We start from the raw sequence: 15,342 nt of genomic DNA on the forward strand, positions 1-15,342 counted from the left end.
CGGATCCGGATAAAAGAGAAGCACCCCGGCCGTATGACCAGGGTGCTTCAGATGGTGCCCTCGATAGGATTCGAACCTACGACCTTCTGCTCCGGAGGCAGACGCTCTATCCCCTGAGCTACGAGGGCAATCCGGGGTTCCTGCCGTTGCTGGCGGGACGTCCTAGAGCTTAGCAGTAAGGTGGCCCGCAAGGGAAAATCGGCCCTCCGCCCGCGGGTCCGGCACGGCCGCCGGACTCCAGCAACGGTCCGGATGTCAGTACCCGGAGAACGAATCCACATGCACCCGCCGCGCCCCGGCCTGCCTTGCTGCGTGCCGCAAAGAAGCGACGCTGGCCGGTGAACCCGAAATATAGACTTCGCGGTCGGCAACGTCCGGGACAGCGGCCTTGAGGGCGTCCCCGTCCAGCCGGGATCCGTCCGGACGGAACGCCGTGATGTGCTGCGGCGGCTCCGATCCGTCTGCGATCCGGGCTACAACCCGAATGCCCGCGGCCTTGAGCTCGTCAGCGTAGGCAACCTCCTCGGCGGTCCTGGCAAGCAGGAGGAGGACAGCGTCGCGGTCCCGCAGGCCGCCGGAGGAGACATGCGAGAGGAACGGCGTGATGCCGATGCCGGCAGCGATGAGCAGTACCGGCTTCCGGGGATCGCGGGGGAGGACAAAGTCGCCGCCTACCGACGTGGCAGTCACCTCATCGCCCGGCTTCAGGGAAAGCAGCACCCGCTTGGCAGCAGAAACGGGCTCGGCAGTCCGCACCCCGAACTTCACCACGCGGTCACCGGGGGAGCCGGTCAAACTGAACACCCGGCGTCGTCCTTTCCCGTCTGCCTTCGGGTGCGGAAGGTCCAGCTCCATGTACTGTCCTGGCAGGAAACGGACCGGGCGGGAGGGCTCGAAGGAGAACTCGGTGGTGCTGAGCGTCAGCGGCCTCGTCCCGGTAAACCTCAATCTCACGCCGCCTCTCTGGCCCGCCATAAAGGCGAGCAGATTGCCCAGCAGCAGGGCAGCCTCCGGTGAGTTCGCCAGGAAGCCGAAGTTGTAGGGGACGGCAAACACGACGGCCACCACGGCGGCCAGCCCCAGTTGCTGCCACCTGCGCGGCGGCAACGTCAGCGGCTCGGTGAGCATGAACCCTACAAAGAAGAGCAGCGGCCGCTGGGCAAGAGCCTGCCACAGGGCCATGCCCGCCGTCATGCCGGCCTGCAGCAGTTCCTGGCTGATGATGGACGTGGCCACCACCAGGAAGACGGCGGCCATCAGGAGCTTCCGGGTGCGGTACAGGACCAGCAGGACGCCGGGGACCAGCAGCCACAGCATGGCAGGGGTCGCGGCCCACCACGTGGCGATGTTAAGGCCGGTGAGTCCGGCCACGAAGGCGCCGGCGGCCGCGGGATTAAAGATATGGCGGCCGCGCCACGCCAGGGCATACTTCGACGCCGAAGCGAGCACGCAGGCCAACGCTACGCCGGCCACATCCATGGGCGCGAAGGACGGCCAGAACAGGAAATACAGGAGCAGGCCGGTGATCACCGAGGACTCTGAGTGGGGCCGCACATGGAACAGCGCCGCCAGGGCCCTGTTCGAGGCGTACGTCAGGCCAAGGCAAAGGACCAGGTGTCCGAGCATCTCGGGGATGCCGAACGTCAGCCAGCCAAGGGCATCGAGCAGCAAGCTATAGGCGGCAAGCGCCGCGAGGACGAGAAGGATCAGCCGGTACATGGTGAACCGGCCCAGCGCCGTATCCACGCGGCCGGCCAGGGAAGGGGCCGGCCCTGCTTTTGGAGTTTCAACAGGGCTCATGTGAACAGTGTCCCTTCAAAGTCGGCGGAGCGGGCTGCGCTGCCATCGGAGAACACTGTGAGCCAGGAGAAATCGAATTGCTCCTGGAGCTGGTCTCCGGGGACAAAGAAAAGGGCGGTGGCCAAGGCGTCGGCCAGCATCGCGGTGTCCGCCAGGGCCCACGTGGCGACGGCGGTCCGGACCGGTTCGCCAGTGGTCCCGTCCAGCACGTGGTGCAGTCCGTCCCCCCAGGCACGCCGGTTGGAAGCCGAGGCGCACAGGGCCCGGTCTGCCAGCGGAACGATCCCAATAGCTTGTGCAGGATTGTAGGGATGCTCCAACGCCACTTCGGTGGGCAGCGGACCACACGCCAGCAGGTCCCCACTGGCATCGATGATGAACGATTCCAGACCCTCGCCCAGCAGTTCGTCCGCGAGCAGGTCAACCAGCAGGCCTTTGCCCGCAGCCCCAATGTCCAGCACCACCGGGGCGGAGGTGGTGATGGTGGTGCCTGCCCACTCGAGGACCTCGTCCCAGGGTGGCGCCATCAACGGGGAGCCCGAGGGCTTGAGGGAGTAGCCGGCGTCGTACCCCAGCCGCTCAAGGGAGGCCCCGATCAGTGGAGTCATGGCACCGTCAGTGATGCCATACAGCGTCCGGTACAAAGCACCAAGCCCCCCGGCCTCGTCCGGAAACTCGTATCGTCCCGGCTTGCGGGCAAGGGCGCTGACGCGGGAATCGGAACGGAACCGGGACCACTCGGCGTCGAAACGCTCCACCCGGTCCATCAGGCATGCCCTGACCGTCCCACCCAGCGGAACAGGCGTGGAGATTTCCCACTGCGTTCCGATCCCCTCGAACGCAAAGTCCTCCCAGTCCGCGTAAGGCACTGTCTACTGCGCCTCCTGTTTGATCTTTTCCAGGGCCTGGTTGAAACCGCCGCTGGTGAGGGAAGAGCCGGCAACCTTGGAGACGCTGAGTTCGTCGATGTTCTTGCCCACGATCTGTCCGGCTATGCCCCCGGCGAATTCACCCTGGAACTTGCGGGTGTTCGGATTGGAGGGATGCTGGGTGATGTTCACGTCCGTGACGAGGCCGTCTGCCAGGGAGAGTTCCACCCCCACCGTCTCCGTTCCGTTCGGGGAAACGTAGTTTCCATCAGCACTGTAGGTTCCGTCCTTGTAGGTGGAACCGCTGCTGGCCAGTGACGACGTCCCTGTTGACGGAGCGGCGGCAGAAGTCTCCGCAGCGCCCCCGGAGGCGGCAGGCGTGCTCTCTGTGGCGGAAGGCGCGCAGCCGGCCACCGTTCCAGCGAGGGACAGGCCGGCGATTCCGGCGAAAACACTCTTGCAGACTGACGGTCTCATCAAGGCTCTCATTTCGTTTAAGTGTCTGTGGCAGTGCTTACGCTGGTGTCAACGTCAAACCCAGCGTATTGGTTCACCTTGTAGCTGCCTTGGGTATTTCCTGTGGAATAGCTGCCGCGGCTAAGAATGTCCCAATTCTTTTGCTGTCACCCGCCCCCGGTAGGCTAGAGGGGTGACTCCCGAAGAACTCTCCCTCGCCATATCCGCCTGCCTGAAAGACGCTGTCGCCGCCGGTGACATCGCCCTTTCAGCATCAGCAGTGCCTGACGAGGTACGCGTGGAGCGGCCCAAGAACCGCGACCACGGAGACTGGGCCACCAACATTGCCCTCCAGCTCGCCAAGCAGGCAGGCACCAACCCGCGCGAGTTTGCCACGGTCCTGAGCGCCCGGCTGAAGTCCATCGACGGCGTCTCAGCGGTGGATATTGCCGGACCCGGCTTCCTGAACATCACCGTGGACGCCGCCGCCGCCGGCGCCCTCGCCAAAGTCATCGTCGAGGCCGGAAAGCAGTACGGAACCAACACGGCGCTTGTCGGGCACACGGTGAACATGGAGTTTGTCTCCGCCAATCCCACCGGCCCCCTGCACATCGGGCACACCCGGTGGGCTGCCCTGGGCGATTCCATTGCCCGCGTGCTGCGCGCCTCCGGTGCCGACGTCACGGCTGAGTACTACATCAACGACGCCGGTTCCCAGATGAACACCTTTGCCACGTCGGTGTACTCCCGCCTGCACGGCCTGCCCGTGCCCGACGGCGGCTACCCCGGACAGTACATTGCCGACCTTGGCCACGACGTGCTGACCGCACATCCGGACATCCGCGAGCTCACCGAAGTTGCCGCGCTGCCGGTCATCCGCGCGGCCGCCTATGAAGCCCAGATGAAGGACATCAAGGCCACCCTGGCGGACTTCGGCGTCGAGTTTGACGTGTTCTTCTCCGAGCAGGAGCTGCACGACGCCGGTGCCATCGAAAGTGCCGTTGCGCGCCTTCGTGAGCAGGGCCACGTGTTCGACGACGGCGGTGCGGTCTGGTTGCGGACCACGGACTTTGGCGACGACAAGGACCGCGTGATGATCCGCGCCAACGGCGAACCCACCTACTTCGCCGCTGACGCCGCCTACTACCTTTCCAAGAAGGACCGCGGCTTCACCGAAAAGATCTACCTCCTCGGCGCTGACCACCACGGTTACATCAACCGGCTCAAGGCCATCGCCGCCTGTGCCGGGGACGATCCCGAGGTGAATATTGAGGTACTGATCGGCCAGCTGGTGTCTGTGAACGGCGCCAAGCTGTCCAAGCGGGCCGGCAACATCATTGAGCTCAAGGACCTGATCGACTGGCTGGGCAAGGACGCCGTCCGCTACTCGCTGGCGCGGTTCCCCGCAGACTCGCCGCTGACGCTGGACCCGGAGCTGCTGAAGAAGCACAGCAACGAGAACCCGGTGTTCTACGTGCAGTACGCCCACGCCCGTTCACGTGGCGCTGCCCGCAACGCCGTGGCCGCCGGGGTGGAGCGCCAGGTGGACGGCCAGGACAGCTTCGACGCCTCGCTCCTGGACCACGCCACCGAGAACGAGCTGCTCTCCTACCTGGGCAGCTACCCCTCCATCGTGGCCAAGGCCGCGGAACTGCGCGAACCGCACCGCGTGGCACGGCACCTCGAGACCATTGCCGGGGCCTACCACCGCTGGTACGACGCCTGCCGCATCGCCCCCATGGGCGACGAAGCGGTGACCGATGTGAACCGTACGCGGTTGTGGCTCAACGACGCCACCAGCCAGGTGCTGGCCAACGGCCTTGATCTGCTCGGCGTTTCCGCGCCGGAACGGATGTGACCACAATGTCTGTGCAGACCGGAAACACTGCGTCCCCGCTGGCGCCTGAATGGCTGGCGGTTCCCGCCGACCTGAACGCCCTGCAGGAGCCCATGTGGGCGGGAAGCGTGCAGCGTGACGACGACGGCCAGCTCACCGTGGGCGGGACCACGGTCGCCGCCCTCAAGGAACAGTTCGGGACGCCCCTGTTCGTTATGGACGAGGCCGATTTCCGCGCCCGCGCCCGTGCCTTCAAGGATTCGTTCGACGCCGCCTTCGCGGACATCTGCGGCGGCGTGGACGTGTACTACGCCGGAAAGTCCTTCCTCTGCACCGCGGTGGTCAAGTGGGTGGAGGAGGAAGGGCTGCGCCTGGACACTGCCTCCGGCGGCGAACTGGCCGTGGCGGCCCGCGCCGGCATTGCGGGGGAGCGCGTGGCGCTCCACGGCAACAACAAGTCCGACGGCGAGATCAACCGTGCCCTGGACATGAAACTGGGCCGGATTGTGGTGGACAGCCTGTCCGAGCTTGTCCGCGTGGGCGCCATCGCCGAGTCCCGCGGTGAGCAGGCCAAGGTCATGCTGCGGCTTACACCCGGCGTCCATGCCCACACCCACGAGTTCATCGCCACCGCCCACGAGGACCAGAAGTTCGGCCTCTCCATGGCGGCAGACACCACGGACCAGGCTGGCCTGTCCGCTGCCGAGGAGGCGGTGGCTGCTGCCGCCGCGCACCCCGGCATCGAGCTCCTGGGCCTGCACTGCCACATCGGCTCCCAGATCTTCGAGCCGGACGGTTTCGCCATGGCTGCGGAGAAGCTGCTCCGCTTCCTCGCAGCGATGCAGGAAAAGTACTCCATCGTGATGCCGGAGCTGGATCTTGGCGGCGGTTACGGCATTGCCTACACCCCGGTGGACACCCCCCGCCCCGCAGCGGACATCGCGCAGGCGATGGCCGCCGTCGTGCGTTCCACCTGCGCCGAACTGGGCATTGATTCCCCCCGGATCTCCATTGAGCCGGGCCGCGCCATCGTGGGCAGCACCACGTTCACCCTGTACGAGGTGGGCACGTTGAAGACCGTCCGCGTGGACGCTCCCGCCGCTGCAACCGCTGGTGACGGCGGCAACAACGTTACGTATCCGCGCCGGTATGTTTCGGTGGACGGCGGCATGAGCGACAACGCCCGGCCGGTGCTGTACGACGCGGATTATTCGGCCGTTCTGGCGTCCCGCACGTCTTCGGCCGCGCCGCAGCTGTCCCGCGTGGTGGGCAAACATTGCGAGAGCGGCGACATAGTTGTTAGAGATGTATATCTGCCCGAGGACGTGGCAGCCGGTGATCTGCTTGCTGTACCGGGGACCGGCGCCTACTGCTGGGCCCTGTCAAGCAACTACAACTATCTGGCCCGGCCGGGCGTTGTCGCGGTGCGCGACGGATCTGCCCGGCTGATTGTCCGCGGGGAAACCGAAGAAGATCTGCTGAACCGCGACATGGGAGCCTGAATGACGGAAATGCGAACCCTGAAAGTAGCCCTGCTGGGCTGTGGCAACGTTGGGGCCCAGGTTGCGCGGATTCTCATTGAGGATGCCGACGCCCTTGCCGCCCGTACCGGTGCCCGCCTGCAGCTCAGCGGGATTGCGGTGCGCAACGTCAACTCCCGCCGCGACGTGGAACTGCCCCAGGAACTGTTCACCACCGACGCCGAGACCCTGGTCAAGGACGCTGACCTGGTGATCGAGCTGATGGGCGGGATCGAGCCGGCCCGCACGCTGATCCTTTCGGCGCTGCGCAACGGTGCCTGTGTGGTCACGGGCAACAAGGCACTCCTCGCCCAGGACGGTCCCACCCTCTATGAAGAGGCGGACAAAGCCCACGTCCAGCTCTCCTACGAGGCTGCGGTGGCCGGAGCCATCCCCATCCTGCGCCCCATCCGCGACAGCCTGTCCGGCGACCGGATCACCCGCGTGCTGGGAATCGTCAACGGCACCACCAACTACATCCTGGACCAGATGGACTCCACCGGAGCCCAGTTTGCCGACGCCCTCGCTGAAGCCCAGCGCCTGGGCTATGCAGAAGCGGACCCCACCGCCGACATCGAAGGCCACGACGCCGCCGCCAAGGCCGCGATCCTTGCCTCGCTGTCGTTCCACACCCGGTTCGCCCTCGAGAACGTGCACTGCGAAGGCATCACCTCCGTCAGCGCTGCGGACATCGCCGCTGCCAAGGATGCCGGCTTCGTCATCAAGCTGCTGGCGATCGCGGAAAAGCTTACTGATAACGGCGGCGGCGAAGGCGTTTCCGTCCGCGTCCACCCCACGCTCCTGCCGCGCGAGCACCCGCTGGCCGCCGTGCGCGGCGCGTTCAACGCCGTGTTCATCGAAGCAGAGAACGCCGGCGAGCTGATGTTCTACGGCCAGGGCGCCGGCGGAACACCCACGGCATCCGCCGTACTGGGCGACCTCGTCTCGGCAGCCCGCCGCCTGGTGCTCGGCGGCCCCGGCCGCACCGAAACCACCACGGGCCACGTTCCGGCCCTGCCCATCGACGCCGCCGTCACCAGCTACTACATCGGCCTCGACGTGGCGGACCAGCCCGGCGTCCTCGCCCGGATCGCCCAGCTCTTTGCCGAGCACGGCGTGTCCATCGAAATCATGCGGCAGACCATCCACCGCGACGCCGAGTCCAACGTGGAGTCGGCCGAACTGCGGATCGTCACCCACCGTGCATCAGAGGCTGCCCTTGCAGCCACCGTCGAGGCCGTGAAGGGCCTGGACGTCATCAATTCAGTTACATCCGTTCTGCGGGTAGAAGGAGTCTAAGTGGCTCACCAATGGCGCGGCGTCATCCGCGAATACGCTGACCGTCTGCCCGTGACGGAATCCACCAGGGTCATCACCCTGGGCGAGGGCGGCACCCCGCTGGTGCACGCGCAGAAGCTTTCCGAGCTCACGGGCTCGGAGGTGTACCTGAAAGTGGAGGGCATGAACCCTACCGGTTCTTTCAAGGACCGCGGCATGACCATGGCAATGACCGCCGCAGTGGCCTCCGGTGCCAAAGCCGTGGTGTGTGCTTCGACAGGCAACACTTCCGCCTCTGCTGCTGCCTATGCCACCGCTGCAGGCCTCAAATGCGCCGTCCTGGTGCCTGAAGGCAAGATCTCCATGGGCAAGCTGAGCCAGGCCATCGCCCACGGCGCCACCCTGCTCCAGGTGGACGGCAACTTCGACAACTGCCTCGACATCGCGCGGAAACTGGGGGAGTCCTACCCGGTGTTCCTGGTCAACTCCGTCAACCCGGCGCGCATCCAGGGGCAGAAGACCGGTGCGTTCGAGATCGTCGACGCACTCGGTGACGCTCCGGACATCCACGTCCTCCCGGTAGGAAACGCCGGAAACATCACTGCCTACTGGAAGGGCTACAGGGAGTACTCGGCCCCGTTCGAGTCCGACACCGCCGGCACGCTGCCCGCTGTTGCCACCAAGACCCCCGCGATGTGGGGCTTCCAGGCAGCAGGGGCCGCGCCCTTCGTGGCCGGCCACCCCATCACGGAACCGGACACCATCGCCACCGCCATCCGGATCGGCAACCCTGCTTCCTGGGACGGCGCCATCGCCGCGCGCGATGAGTCCGGCGGGTTCATCGACGCGGTGACCGACGAAGAGATCCTCAACGCCCACCGCTGGCTGTCCGCCCGCGAAGGCGTCTTTGTGGAGCCGGGCTCTGCAGCAGGGGTTGCCGGGCTGCTGAAGAAGCACGCCGCCGGCGAGGTGCCGTCCGGCAAGACCATCGTCATCACGGTCACCGGCCACGGCCTGAAGGATCCCCAGTGGGCCCTGCGCACCGAGGACGGCAGCGATGTCCAGCCGGTCAAGGTTCCCAACGATGTTGTCACCGTTGCTGCTGAGCTGGGACTGGAAGAAAAGTAACCTTGGACACCACCTCGCAGGCCACCGTCGGCGTGCAGCTCATTGAAGCCGGACAACGCGTCACAGTCCGCGTTCCGGCCACCACCGCCAACCTGGGCCCAGGCTACGACAGCCTGGGCCTGGCCCTGGCGCTGTACGACACCCTGACGGTGGAGAGCCTCGAATCCGCGGAACTGCTGTTCGATCTCACGGGCGAGGGCGCGGAAACGCTGCCCCGCGACGCCAGCCACCTGGTCATCAGGGCTATGGAGGCCGCTTTCGAGCGGCTCGGCTTCCGGCACGGCGGCCTCAAAGTGACGGCCGAAAATGTTGTTCCCCACGGCCGCGGCCTGGGTTCGTCCGCGTCGGCCGTGGTGGCGGCCATTTCGGCGGCAAATGCCCTGGTGCCGGAGGCAAGCCGCCGCGGGAAGGACTGGATCCTCCAGCTCACCAGCGAACTTGAGGGACATCCGGACAACGTGGCACCCGCTATTTTCGGCGGACTGGCGCTGTCCTGGCAGGACAGTGACCAGTACAGCAGCACCAGTGCCACCGTATCCGGCACGGTGGTTCCGGTTGTGGCGGTTCCGGACTTCGAGCTGTCCACGGAAACCGCCCGGGCGCTGCTTCCGGCATCCGTGGGGCACCACGCGGCCGCCATGAACGCCGGGCGCGCCGCACTGTTGATCCATGCGCTCACCACAAAACCCGAATTCCTGCTCGCGGGTACCGAGGACTACCTCCACCAGAGCTACCGGGCAGAAGCCATGCGCCCCAGTGCCGCCCTGATTGCGGCACTCCGCGCGGCGGGGCACGCAGCCGTGGTGTCCGGTGCCGGGCCCACCGTGCTGGTCCTGGCTGACGGTGAAGCTGAAGCGGCCGCCGTCGTCGCTTTCATCGAGGAGTTCGCCGCGGCAAACACGCCGGACGCACGATGGCGAGTACTGAAGCTCGCAGTGGACGTTGAAGGTGCTAAGGTGGAGTTGCACCGGCGGTAATTGACGCCTATCTGATCTGCTTATGCACTTAGTTGCAGCCTGGTCTCCTACTGCCCAATCTATTCCGGTGCCACCTGCTTGGTCTGTCGCAGGAATCTGCAGCGTTTAAAACTGCCCCTGAAGCGTCAGTCCGCAGTTCCACCTTGGGCGGAGCGCAGTGTGAATCAGTACCGGCCCTGCTGGCCGATATCCAACCGGCAAGGCCGACAAATCCCGGCTGCAGATCTGAACTGCAGCCCAGATCAAATCATCGCGTCCAGCTCCTCGTCTGGGCGCCGTCGAGGGGGAAGGATCCTTCGTGACCGAAACCACTGAGCTGTCGCCAGCTGTGGAACTATCATCTTCTGCTGCCGAATCACCGGCAGCACCCGCCAAGAGCAGCGGCCTTGCCGGCCTGAAGCTCGCCCAGCTGCAGGCACTCGCCAGCCAGCTCGGTATTTCCGGCGGATCCCGGATGCGCAAGGGAGACCTGGTTTCCGCCATCTCCGCCCACCGCGCCGGGACTCCCATCACCAAGGCCCCGGCCAAGGCAACCGCGAAGGCCGTTGACAGGGCAACCGCACCGGCAGCCATTGCTGAGCCGGCTCCCGCAACCTCCACTCCGGCCGCAGCGGAAACCGCAGAAGCCCCGGCCGAAGGCACCCGTGCCCGGGGCCGCGGCCGCAGCCGCCGTGCAGTAAGCGACGGCGTTGTGGCACCGGCAGCTGCTGAAGCCGCCGCTGCTGAGCCCACCGCCGCTCCCGTCGAGGCACCTGCCCCCGCGGGAGCTCCCGAAGCAACGGAAGCAGGCGCCGAACGCCGCCAGCCCCGCACCCGCAACCGCCGCCGCGGCGAAGCTGCCGCAGCAGCACCGCAGGCAGCGGAAGCCGTTGAGGCACCCGCGGAGCCGGCAGTAGCCGAGCAGGGCACTGCTGAACCCCGCACTGCTGAAACGCGCACCGCGGAGCCGCGCGCCACCGAGCAGCGCGCTGCCGACCGCACCGAAACCGAAGAAGCGGGCCAGCGCACCGACCGCCGCGAAGGCGGCCGCGGCCGTGGCCGCGACACCGGCGACAGCGGCCGGGACAACGCCGGCAGCCGTGAGGCCGGCCAGCGTGAAGGCACCCGCCGCGACGACAACCGCGACAGCGACGACGCCGACGGCGGCAGCCGCCGCAACCGCCGCAACCGGCGCGACCGGAATGACCGCAATGACCGGAACGACCGCTCCGGCGGGCAGGACCGGGACAACTCCCGCAATGACCGCTTCCGCGACCGCAACGACCGCCGCCGCGGACGCGCCCAGGGACCCGACGTCGACGACGTCGAAATCACCGAAGACGACGTCCTGCTGCCCGTGGCCGGCATCCTTGACGTCCTGGAGAACTACGCGTTCATCCGGACCTCCGGCTACCTGCCCGGCCCCAACGACGTCTACGTCTCCCTGGCACAGGTTAAGAAGTACAACCTGCGCAAGGGTGACGCGGTGGTGGGCGCCATCCGCGCCCCGCGTGACGGTGAAGACCGCAGCCAGCAGTCCGCCCGCCAGAAGTTCAACGCCCTGGTCCGCGTCACCTCGGTCAACGGCAAGACCTCCGAAGAGCTCAAGGACCGTGTCGAGTTCGCGAAGCTGGTCCCGCTGTACCCCTCCGAGCGCCTGCGCCTGGAGACCGATCCGAAGAAGATCGGCCCCCGCGTCATCGACCTCGTTGCCCCCATCGGCAAGGGCCAGCGCGGCCTGATCGTCTCCCCGCCCAAGGCCGGCAAGACGCTCATCCTGCAGTCCATCGCCAACGCGATCACCACCAACAACCCTGAGGTCCACCTCATGATGGTGCTCGTTGACGAACGTCCCGAAGAAGTCACGGACATGCAGCGCACCGTCAAGGGTGAGGTCATTGCCTCCACCTTCGACCGTCCCGCCGACGACCACACCACCGTGGCCGAGCTCTCCATCGAACGCGCCAAGCGCCTCGTTGAAATGGGCATGGACGTGGTGGTCCTGCTGGACTCCATGACCCGCCTGGGCCGCGCCTACAACCTGGCAGCACCGGCCTCCGGCCGCATCCTGTCCGGTGGTGTGGACTCCGCCGCGCTGTACCCGCCCAAGCGGTTCTTCGGCGCAGCCCGCAACATCGAAAACGGCGGCTCGCTGACCATCCTGGCAACGGCACTCGTGGAGACCGGTTCCAAGATGGACGAGGTCATCTTCGAAGAGTTCAAGGGCACCGGCAACATGGAGCTCCGCCTGTCCCGCCAGCTGGCGGACAAGCGCATCTTCCCGGCCGTGGACGTCAACGCGTCCGGCACCCGCCGCGAGGAGAACCTGCTCTCGCCCGAGGAAGTCAAGATCATGTGGAAGCTGCGCCGCGTCCTCTCCGGACTCGAAACCCAGCAGAGCCTTGAACTGCTGACCAACAAGATCCGGGAAACCCAGAGCAATGTTGAGTTCCTGATGCAGGTTCAGAAGACAACGCTTGGTGCGAAGTCCGATAACGACAAGTAGCTGAACCGGGGGTGGGGCCGTCGCATATTTTTGCCGGCCCCGCCCCTTCGCGTTGCGGCTGACATACTGCGTACGTCAGCCGCAACGCTCCGACAGGCCCGATGCCACTCCCGGGCCGGCAAAAATATGCGACGACGGCCGTACGTCACCTGCCGCTGTGGGCGTCATTAGACTGTTACTCAGCGCGTTGAAAGGTTTTGAAAAATGTTTGAGTCCGTACAGGGCCTGCTTGATGAGCATGATGCTATCCAGGCGCAGCTGGGGGATCCTGCTGTTTATGCTGATCAGCGGCTTGCGCGCAAGCTGGGGCGGCGGTCGGCTCAGCTTAATGGCATTGTTGAGGCCTACCACAAGTGGGAAGGCATCCGGGACGATCTTGCTGCTGCCAAGGAAATGGCTGACGAGGATCCCGAGTTCGCTGCCGAGGTTCCTGAACTGGAGGAGGCGCTGGAGGTTGCTGCGGCGAAACTGCGCCGCCTGCTCATCCCGCGCGATCCTGACGATGCCCGCAACGTGATCCTTGAGGTCAAGGGCGGTGAAGGCGGTGACGAAGCTGCACTGTTCGCCGGCGACCTCCTGCGCATGTACACCCGCTACGCTGAATCGCGCGGCTGGAAGACCGAAATCATTTCCGCCACGGAGTCGGACCTTGGCGGTTACAAGGACGTGCAGGTGGCCGTGAAGGGCAGTTCGAACGATCCCGCCGAGGGCGTTTACGCGCGGCTGAAGTTCGAGGGCGGCGTGCACCGGGTGCAGCGCGTGCCGGTCACGGAATCCCAGGGCCGCATCCACACCTCGGCGGCCGGCGTGCTGGTCCTGCCCGAAGTGGACGAGCCGGAAGAGCTCGAAATCAACCAGAACGATCTCAAGATCGACGTCTACCGTTCCTCCGGCCCCGGCGGTCAGTCGGTCAACACCACCGACTCCGCGGTGCGCATCACCCACCTTCCCACGGGCATTGTGGTGGCCATGCAGAACGAAAAGTCCCAGCTGCAGAACCGTGAAGCCGGCATGCGCGTCCTGCGTGCACGCATCCTCGCCCACCAGCAGGAGCAGATCGACGCCGAAAACTCGGCCCAGCGGAAGTCCCAGATCCGCACCATGGACCGCTCGGAGCGCATCCGCACGTACAACTACCCCGAAAACCGCATTGCGGACCACCGCACCGGCTACAAGGCGTACAACCTCGACCAGGTGATGAACGGCGACCTTGAGCCGGTCATCCAGTCCGCCATCGAGATGGACGAACAGGCGCGCCTGGACGCCATCGGCGACTAGTTCCGTCCGGCGGACCTTCAGGACACGACATTCAGGACATGACATTCGGGCCAGGCCAGTCGCTCGCTGACGCCGTCACCGCGGCCACCGCCATCCTGCGGGATGCCGGTGTGCCCAGTCCGCGCGTGGACGCGGAACTGCTCGCCGACCACCTGCTCAACGTCGGGCTGGGCCGGCTTCGCGCCATGATGCTCGGTGATGCGCCGGCGCCGGAAGGCTACGAAGCCCTCGTGGCCGAACGGGCCAGCCGGATTCCGCTGCAGCACATCACCGGCGTGGCGCACTTCCGCTACCTCGAGCTGGCCGTGGGGCCCGGCGTCTTCATTCCCCGTCCCGAGACCGAATCCGTGGTCCAGCTGGTCATTGACCACGTCAAGGGCATGGCGCAGCCGCGGATTGTCGATCTGGGCACGGGATCCGGTGCCATCGCCGGCTCCATCGCCCACGAAGTGCCCGGCGCCGAAGTCCACGCCGTGGAATTCAGCCCCTTCGCCCACGCCTGGGCGGCAAAGAACCTCGCCCCCTTGGGCGTCCACCTCGTCCTGGGGGACCTGCGCAACGCACTGCAGGAGCTGAACGGAACGGTCGACGTCGTGGTTTCCAACCCGCCGTACATCCCGTCAGAAGCCATCCCCAACGAGCCCGAAGTAGCCCTGCACGACCCTCCGGAAGCGCTGTACGGCGGGGGAGCGGACGGAATGGAACTCCCGACGGCGGCAGCCGCCTCGGCTGCCCGGCTCCTGGTACCCGGCGGCTACTTCGTGATGGAGCACGCGGAAGTGCAGGCAGAGTGGATCGCGGCGATGCTGGGCAGGTCAGGATCCTGGACCAGGATCAGCACGCACCGGGACCTGAACGGCAAGGAGCGCGCCACCAGCGCCGTGCTCGCGGACCAGACCATACGCAATGAAAGAATGGGCCAGTGACCACAACCTATAACTGCACCAGTGATGACGAGCGGGCACGGGGCCTGGAGCACGCCCAGCGTGCCATCAGCGAAAAGAAGTGCGTTGTGCTCCCCACGGACACGGTTTACGGGATCGGCGCCGACGCGTTCTCGCCACAGGCCGTCACCATGCTGCTGGTATCCAAGGGGCGCAGCCGCACCATGCCTCCTCCCGTGCTGATTCCCCGCATCAACGCCCTCGACGGGCTCGCCACCGACGTCTCCGCTGACGCCCGCAAGCTCGCCGAAGCCTTCTGGCCCGGCGGATTGACGCTGATCCTGCACGCCCAGCCGTCACTGGACTGGGATCTCGGCGAAACCAAGGGAACCGTGGCCCTGCGCATGCCCGCCGACGAAATCGCCCTGGAACTGCTCACGCTGACCGGCCCGCTTGCCGTTTCCTCCGCCAACCGCACCGGCCAGGCCCCGGGACAGACCGCTGCCGCCGCCCGTGAGCAACTCGCGGAGTCCGTTGAGGTCTACCTTGAAGGCGGCTTCCGGCCGCTTGAGGGCGAGGCTGCCGTACCCTCCACCATCGTGGACGCTACCGGGCCCCTCCTGCGCGTGGTCCGCAACGGGGCGGTGAGCCTGGATCAGCTCCGGGAACACGTTCCGGGTGTCCTGGGACTGGGCGAGATACCCATGGCAGAAGAAGAACCTGATGCATCCGGCGCACCGGAGGTTTCAGCGGCCCCTGAGGCTGCGGAAGTGCACAGCCCGGCCGGCAGCAGTGCCGTCAGCAACACCGACAAGCAGGCGGGGAACTGA

The 15,342-nt window shown here is 66.3% G+C and carries 12 protein-coding genes and 1 tRNA gene; 9 read left to right on the forward strand and 4 right to left on the reverse strand.

Translation table 11 applies throughout. The features are described from left to right. Positions 1-52: 52 nt before the first annotated feature. From ARTSIC4J27_RS07590 to ARTSIC4J27_RS07605, 4 genes are all read right to left on the reverse strand, one after another. Positions 53-128 (reverse strand) — tRNA-Arg (locus tag ARTSIC4J27_RS07590). 127 nt (positions 129-255) lie between these two features. After that, a complete protein-coding gene (locus tag ARTSIC4J27_RS07595) occupies positions 256-1,800 on the reverse strand; it encodes a ferredoxin--NADP reductase (protein ID WP_050054612.1) in 1,545 nt (514 codons plus the stop codon). Further along, positions 1,797-2,669, reverse strand: a complete 873-nt coding sequence (locus ARTSIC4J27_RS07600) for an FAD:protein FMN transferase (protein ID WP_050054613.1) — start codon at positions 2,667-2,669, stop codon at positions 1,797-1,799. Before ARTSIC4J27_RS07600 ends, ARTSIC4J27_RS07595 begins: the two co-directional genes overlap by 4 nt. A 3-nt stretch (positions 2,670-2,672) precedes the next feature. Continuing rightward, entirely contained in the window at positions 2,673-3,146 is a 474-nt protein-coding gene (locus ARTSIC4J27_RS07605; RefSeq protein WP_050054614.1) for an FMN-binding protein, read from the reverse strand. Between the two features lie 172 nt (positions 3,147-3,318). Here ARTSIC4J27_RS07605 and argS point away from each other — a divergent pair, with 172 nt between their 5' ends. The 9 genes from argS to ARTSIC4J27_RS07650 all read left to right on the forward strand — a co-directional run bounded on the left by argS (position 3,319) and on the right by ARTSIC4J27_RS07650 (position 15,342). Next, a complete protein-coding gene (gene argS / locus ARTSIC4J27_RS07610; RefSeq protein WP_050054615.1) occupies positions 3,319-4,983 on the forward strand; it encodes an arginine--tRNA ligase in 1,665 nt (554 codons plus the stop codon). A gap of 5 nt (positions 4,984-4,988) precedes the next feature. Then, positions 4,989-6,464, forward strand: a complete 1,476-nt coding sequence (gene lysA, locus ARTSIC4J27_RS07615; protein WP_050054724.1) for a diaminopimelate decarboxylase — start codon at positions 4,989-4,991, stop codon at positions 6,462-6,464. Further along, positions 6,465-7,781: a homoserine dehydrogenase gene (locus tag ARTSIC4J27_RS07620; RefSeq protein WP_050054616.1), complete on the forward strand. Its 1,317-nt coding sequence runs from the start codon at positions 6,465-6,467 to the stop codon at positions 7,779-7,781. After that, a complete protein-coding gene (gene thrC / locus ARTSIC4J27_RS07625) occupies positions 7,782-8,888 on the forward strand; it encodes a threonine synthase (RefSeq protein ID WP_050054617.1) in 1,107 nt (368 codons plus the stop codon). 2 nt (positions 8,889-8,890) lie between these two features. Further along, the gene (thrB, locus tag ARTSIC4J27_RS07630) at positions 8,891-9,865 is read left to right on the forward strand and encodes a homoserine kinase (RefSeq protein ID WP_050054618.1); all 975 of its coding nucleotides are present in this window, start codon (positions 8,891-8,893) and stop codon (positions 9,863-9,865) included. 298 nt (positions 9,866-10,163) lie between these two features. Continuing rightward, positions 10,164-12,350 (forward strand): transcription termination factor Rho, encoded by a 2,187-nt coding sequence (gene rho / locus ARTSIC4J27_RS07635; RefSeq protein WP_050054619.1) that lies wholly within the window; start codon positions 10,164-10,166, stop codon positions 12,348-12,350. A gap of 204 nt (positions 12,351-12,554) precedes the next feature. Continuing rightward, entirely contained in the window at positions 12,555-13,628 is a 1,074-nt protein-coding gene (gene prfA / locus ARTSIC4J27_RS07640) for a peptide chain release factor 1 (protein ID WP_050054620.1), read from the forward strand. A gap of 38 nt (positions 13,629-13,666) precedes the next feature. Continuing rightward, positions 13,667-14,554, forward strand: a complete 888-nt coding sequence (gene prmC / locus ARTSIC4J27_RS07645) for a peptide chain release factor N(5)-glutamine methyltransferase (protein ID WP_050054621.1) — start codon at positions 13,667-13,669, stop codon at positions 14,552-14,554. Continuing rightward, entirely contained in the window at positions 14,551-15,342 is a 792-nt protein-coding gene (locus ARTSIC4J27_RS07650) for an L-threonylcarbamoyladenylate synthase (protein WP_050054622.1), read from the forward strand. The genes prmC and ARTSIC4J27_RS07650 overlap by 4 nt, the downstream gene beginning before the upstream one ends.

The sequence above is a fragment of the Pseudarthrobacter siccitolerans genome, from assembly GCF_001046895.1.
GTDB classification, from domain to species: Bacteria; Actinomycetota; Actinomycetes; order Actinomycetales; family Micrococcaceae; genus Arthrobacter; species Arthrobacter siccitolerans.

Coding starts and splice junctions, on each gene's coding strand:
- ARTSIC4J27_RS07595 (WP_050054612.1), bottom strand. CDS start 1,800: ATGAGCCCTGTTGAAACTCCAAAAGCAGGGCCGGCCCCTTCCCTGGCC.
- ARTSIC4J27_RS07605 (WP_050054614.1), bottom strand. CDS start 3,146: ATGAGACCGTCAGTCTGCAAGAGTGTTTTCGCCGGAATCGCCGGCCTG.
- lysA (WP_050054724.1), top strand. CDS start 4,989: ATGTCTGTGCAGACCGGAAACACTGCGTCCCCGCTGGCGCCTGAATGG.
- ARTSIC4J27_RS07620 (WP_050054616.1), top strand. CDS start 6,465: ATGACGGAAATGCGAACCCTGAAAGTAGCCCTGCTGGGCTGTGGCAAC.
- prfA (WP_050054620.1), top strand. CDS start 12,555: ATGTTTGAGTCCGTACAGGGCCTGCTTGATGAGCATGATGCTATCCAG.
- prmC (WP_050054621.1), top strand. CDS start 13,667: ATGACATTCGGGCCAGGCCAGTCGCTCGCTGACGCCGTCACCGCGGCC.